Origin of the sequence: Clostridioides sp. ZZV15-6598 (assembly GCF_020657705.1) — a bacterium.
GTDB lineage: Bacteria > Bacillota > Clostridia > Peptostreptococcales > Peptostreptococcaceae > Clostridioides > Clostridioides difficile_F.
In genome coordinates, this window is record NZ_JAGWCS010000186.1 from 1 (window position 1) to 5836 (window position 5836).

Here is a 5836-nt window from a genome sequence, read left to right on the forward strand (position 1 = left end):
AATAAATATAGAGCTATTAAATTATGAATTAATAGTATGTTCAGATAATGATATAAAAGAATATATACACAATAATATTGATAAAAATATACCTATTGTGATAATACATCGTACAATAAATATTGAAAATATAAATCAGATAATTAGCATAGAAAATGATTCTGAAGTTATGGTTATAGATGATTATAAGGAGTCAGCAGATGAAACAGCTAAGATAATTAAAAAGTTAGGTTTAATTCATATTAATCTTATACCATATTATCCAGGGTGTGATAAGATAAATTGCGAGGTTGGAATTATTACAGGTAGTAGAAATAATGTGCCACAAAATGTAAAGCAAATAATTGATATAGGTGATAAAATAATCGATATAAATACAGTCATAGAAATTTTTACAAAACTTAATATATCAATAGATAAATTACATATTATCAAAGAAAAATATAATGAAGATACTGTAAGTGGATATAGGTATTATACAACTATGAATAAAACTATGAAGAGTTTCCTAGAGATTATTGATGAAGGAATAGCCTCTATTGATAAATTAGGCAAATTTATATATTGTAATAAAATATTCTCAAATCTAGTTGGAATAGACCAAAATAAAATTATATCTAATAACTTTATGGATTTATTTAGTGACAAGGTTGTTAAAAAAATGTTTTTTCAAGAGGATGAAGTTAATGATGAAGTAGTAAATCTAAATAATAAGAAACTTATAATTAATAAGGTAAATGTATATGAAAATCATGAACGTGTAAAGAGTATTATAAGCATTAAAGATATAAGTGGTATGCAGATGCTTGAAGACAAAATCTATAATAAATTTCAGACAAAAGGGTTTGTATCAAAGTACACATTTGAGAATGTTGTGGGTGAAAGTAAGATAATAAAAGAAAAGATTAATATTGCAAGGAAAATAGCAGCTACAGATTTTTCAGTTTTAATACTTGGGGAAAATGGAACTGGAAAAGAGATATTTGCTCAAGCAATACACAATGAATCTCTGAGAAAGAATAAACCATTTATTGCAGTTAACCTATCTTCTTTGTCAGATACTCTTATTGAAAGTGAACTTTTTGGCTATGAAGAAGGAAGCTTTACAGGAGCAATAAAAGGTGGAAAAATGGGTATATTTGAAAGAGCTCATACAGGGACAATTTTTTTAGATGAAATAGGTGACATATCCTTAGATGTACAGCAAAGGCTTTTAAGAGTTTTACAAGAAAAAGAAGTTATGAGAATGGGTGGAAGTAAAATCATACCAATAGATGTTAGAATTATAGCTGCAACAAATAAAAATTTAAAACAGAAAATTAAAGAAGGTTCTTTTAGAGAAGATTTATATTATAGGATTAATGTACTACATATAGAAATACCTAAGCTTAGGGAGCGAAAAGAAGATATACCTCTTATAAGTGAGTATTTTTTAAATGAAATAAATAGTAATAAATGTTTTACAGAAAAATCAATAGAGGTACTAAAATTATATAAGTGGCCAGGGAATGTAAGAGAGCTTAAAAATTTAATATATTATATTGATACTATAGTAGAAGAAGATATTGTGGATTATGAACAGTTGCCAGAACAATTTAAATTTGAAGAAAATAATATTTTAGTCAATGAAAAATTTGATTCAATTATTTTAGACTTTAAACAATCAAATTCTCTAAATGAAAGCATTTGTATATTGAAGAATATAGAAATTTGGAATAATAAAAATATATCATTAGGAAGAAATAAATTACAAGAAATCTTAAAAGAAAAGGATATTATCTTGAGTGTGGACCAAATAAGACAAAGAATAGATAAATTAAAGAATCACGGATTATTATTATCTGGTATAAAAAAACAGGGTAGCTTTATAACCAATGAAGGGAAAAATTTTATATCGTATGTAAAAATAAAGGGGAAAATATAGGGTATTAAAAGCAAAAAATACCTTAAAAAACCCCTATAATAGTTTTGAATGAATAAAGATAATTTTGAATATTAATATAATTTAAAAAATATTAAATTAAAAATAATAAAGAATATTTCCAATAAACAGTAGTAAATCGTCAATTTATTACTGTTTTTATTTTTATAATAATTGAGTCTACAATTAAAGTTTATATTTTGGCATGTTAATTGCTCTATAGTGTAAATATAAAAAAATTGTAGAACTTGGAGGAAATTATTATGAAATCAGCTTATAAAGGATATGAAGCCTATAGTTATTTGGAAAAGGGAAAAGATATTTCATCTATTGAAATGTGTAATGGAGATAAGAGAGTTGATGAGTATCTTATTGAGTTAGATGATGTTCAAGAAGAAAAGGTTAAAAGTATAGTAGATGAAAAAATATTTATATCTTTACATGAACATCCTGTTTTATTTCCAGAGCATTTAGAAAGAGATATATTTGAATACAATAGAGAAGGTAAACAAAGATGTGCTTATGAGGCATTATCAAGAGGATATTATGATGCTATATTCGATAATTTAATGGATGGTGTATGTACAATAACATCTAATTCAGGATGGAAATGGGATGATATATTAATTGATTTAGGTATGAGATTATGTGACTTAGCTCATCAAGATTTTGTTATAAAGTGTGAAAAAGTAGAAGATATATACAGAGCAAAAAAAGAAGGAAAAGTAGCTTTGATACCTACACTAGAAGGGGCTGCACCAATAGAAAATGAACTTGATAGAATAGATATTCTGTATGGATTTGGCATAAGATTAATGGGGATAACATACAGCGAATCTAATGCATTGGGTTCAGGATTGAAAGAAGAAAAAGATGGTGGGCTTACAAACTTTGGTAGAAAAGCTGTTGAAAGAATGAATAAGATTGGAATGGCTATAGATTGTTCTCATGTTGGAGTTCAAACGACACTTGATGTTATAGAACACAGTAAAGACCCAATAATATTGAGTCATGTTGGGGCAAGAAGTCTATGGAATACAAAGAGATTAACTCCAGATGAAGTACTAATAGCATGTGCGAAAAAGGGTGGGGTTATAGGTGTAGAAGCAGCACCACATACTACAATAACTGAAAAAAACAAAGAACATTCAATAGAGTCATTTATGGAACATTTTGAGTATATTAAAAATTTAGTGGGAATAGACCATGTAGCTTTTGGACCGGATACAGTGTACGGTGACCATGTTAAATTACATTCAGTGTTAGCTGCTAAATTTGATATAAAAAAGATAACTGGTACAAAGGAACATCCTAAGGTAGAGTATGTGAAAGGTCTTGAAAATCCAACTGAAACTTCAAAAAATATTGTTAGATATTTAGTAAAACATGGATATAGTGATGAGGAAATAGAAAAGGTGTTGGGTGGAAACACACTTAGAGTATTGAATAAGGTCTGGAAATAAGGATTAAATGTTTTAATAAAATTGAGGATTTATAGGGAGGTTTTTGCAATGGATTATTTAAAATTAGCCAATCATCCACTCTTGTGGACAGCAAGTACAGTAGCCGTATCAATAGTAGTAGTACAATCTCTTGTATTTGCTATAAAATCTTGCAAAGTTGGAAAGACGATGGGAATAACTGATAAGCAAATAAAATCAGCCGTTAAGAGTAGTGCTATTTCAGCTATAGGCCCATCAATGACTATATTTGCTGGGATGGTTTCACTTATAGTAACTATGGGTGGACCTATAGCATGGATGAGATTATCATTTATAGGTTCTGTAATTTTTGAATCTATGTCAGCTGGATTTGGGACAGATGCACTAGGGATAACTTTGGGTTCTCCTGAGATGACAAAAGTAGCATTTACAAATGCAGTTTGGACTATGATATTAGGTTCTTTAGGGTGGATAATATTTACACTGTTGTTTGGGCATAAGTTAGATAAAATAACGAATGTTATTTCTAGCGGCAAGAAATCATTTATACCAATAATATCTCTAGGAGCAATGTTGGGTTCATTTGCATATTTAAATGCTGATAGAGTGTTGCGTTTTGACAATGGAACAATTGCATGTATAAGTGGAATGATAATAATGGTAATACTATGTATGATTGAAAAAAAGAAAAATATAAAATGGCTGAGAGAGTGGGGACTTACGATATCAATGTTTAGTGGAATGATAATAGGTTCAATAATATAAGGGGGGGAATTTTATGAGTAAAGTAAAATCTATATACAACGAAGAGTACTTACCTTTTATGATAAGGTATGGTAGATTGACATTATCTTTGGGTATTATAGCAGCATTAGTTCCTGGAATAATTTTAAGTTTTGGATTTGGTCTTATGCCTCCAATATCAGCATTATTAGCTAGTACAATGGCAATCGTTAGTATGAGTGCACCAAACTACATAATAGAGCCAGTTTCTTATTCACCAATTTTAGGGATACCAGGAACTTATATGAGTTTTCTTTCTGGAAATATATCTAACATGAGACTACCATGTTCAATAGCAGCTCAAAAAGCAGCAGAAGTTGAATCAGGAACGGAAGAAGGTTCAATAATATCTACTATAGGAATAGCTGTATCTATCTTAGTAAATATAAGTATTTTGACTTTTGGAGTAATTTTAGGAGGAAGTGTATTGTCTAAAATACCACCTGAAGTAGTAGAAAAATTGAATTTAATCTTACCAGCTTTGTTTGGGTCAGTGTTTGGACAAGTATTTTTACAAGATAAAAAGCTAGGATTAGTAGCAATTGTAATAGCTGTATTGACTATTATATTATCAAAGCAAGGTATAATCCCACAGTCTTTAGTAGTTCTTATATGTGTATTTGGTACTATATTGATTGCAAGAGTTATGCATAAAGATAAACTTAGAGACTAGTAAAAAAAGATAACCTAGATGCTAGTAAAATTAAAACAGTAAAAAGTTTAAAGTATAAAAAATTATAGTAAAGGCTACTGCAATAAAGTTATATTTTAAGGGGTGAATGATTTGAGATATGATTTAGTTTTAAAAAATGGATTTATAGTAGATGGTACTGGAGAAAATGGTTTTTATGGAGATATAGCGATAAAAAATAATTTAATAGTAAGAATAGATTCTGATATAAATGATGATACAAATAAAATGATAGATTGTCATAAAAAAGTTATAACACCTGGATTTATTGACCCTCATGTCCATGAAGAAATAGTAGCTATATTAGATGGTAAATTTGAAAAATTTCTAAAACAAGGGGTTACAACAACTATAAATGGTAACTGTGGTCACTCTATAACACCGTATTCTTCTGAAAATGTATATGAGTATATGTATAAGAATGGTCTATTACTTGAAGATGAAAAAAAGTATCTTATAGATAAAAATAAGCATTGGGATAGTTTTACAGAATATTGTGACCTTATATCTAAGAGTGGAATAGCTATTAATATGGGATTTCTTTTAGGTCATGGTACTATAAGATGGAGTGTTATGGGAGGGTCTAAAGATAGACCACCCACAGAAGATGAGAAAAGAGAAATTACAGATATAGTAAATGATGGTATGAAAAGTGGAGCCTTTGGAATATCTACTGGACTGGCATACATACCAAGTAAGTATGCTGATATTGATGAATTAATTGAGATTGCAAAACTAATAAAAGAACATGATGGTATATATACGTCTCATATTAGGGATTACATAGGAAGGTATAATGCAGTAAAAGAAACTATAGAAGTTGGCGAAAAAAGTGGAGCTAGAGTGCAAGTATCTCATTTAAGTCCAGTTGAAATAGATGCATTTGATTAAAAAATAGCTACACACACTCGTGACTTTAGTAATGAGTTAGTAGCTAAAATAGTCAGCATATAGGGAAACTTATATGTAGAGATAGGATAGAACCTATCCAATACTACT

At 28.9% G+C, this 5836-nt stretch carries 5 protein-coding genes; all 5 read left to right on the top strand.

The genetic code is table 11. The features are described 5' to 3' along the window. The coding region (locus tag KGF50_RS19950; protein WP_227849675.1) for a sigma 54-interacting transcriptional regulator at positions 1-1924 on the top strand (1924 nt) is incomplete at its 5' end. Between the two features lie 260 nt (positions 1925-2184). Beyond that, positions 2185-3384, top strand: coding sequence for a membrane dipeptidase (locus KGF50_RS19955; RefSeq protein ID WP_227849676.1), 1200 nt, complete (start codon positions 2185-2187; stop codon positions 3382-3384). A gap of 48 nt (positions 3385-3432) precedes the next feature. After that, on the top strand, positions 3433-4128 hold the full coding sequence (locus KGF50_RS19960; RefSeq protein ID WP_227849677.1) for a DUF5058 family protein: 696 nt from the start codon (positions 3433-3435) through the stop codon (positions 4126-4128). A gap of 13 nt (positions 4129-4141) precedes the next feature. After that, entirely contained in the window at positions 4142-4819 is a 678-nt protein-coding gene (locus KGF50_RS19965) for a hypothetical protein (protein WP_227482053.1), read from the top strand. Positions 4820-4930: 111 nt separating this feature from the next. Then, positions 4931-5728 carry an amidohydrolase family protein gene (locus KGF50_RS19970; RefSeq protein WP_227849678.1) on the top strand — a complete coding sequence of 266 codons (798 nt, stop codon included), beginning with the start codon at positions 4931-4933 and terminating at the stop codon, positions 5726-5728. The last annotated feature ends 108 nt before the right edge of the window (positions 5729-5836 follow it).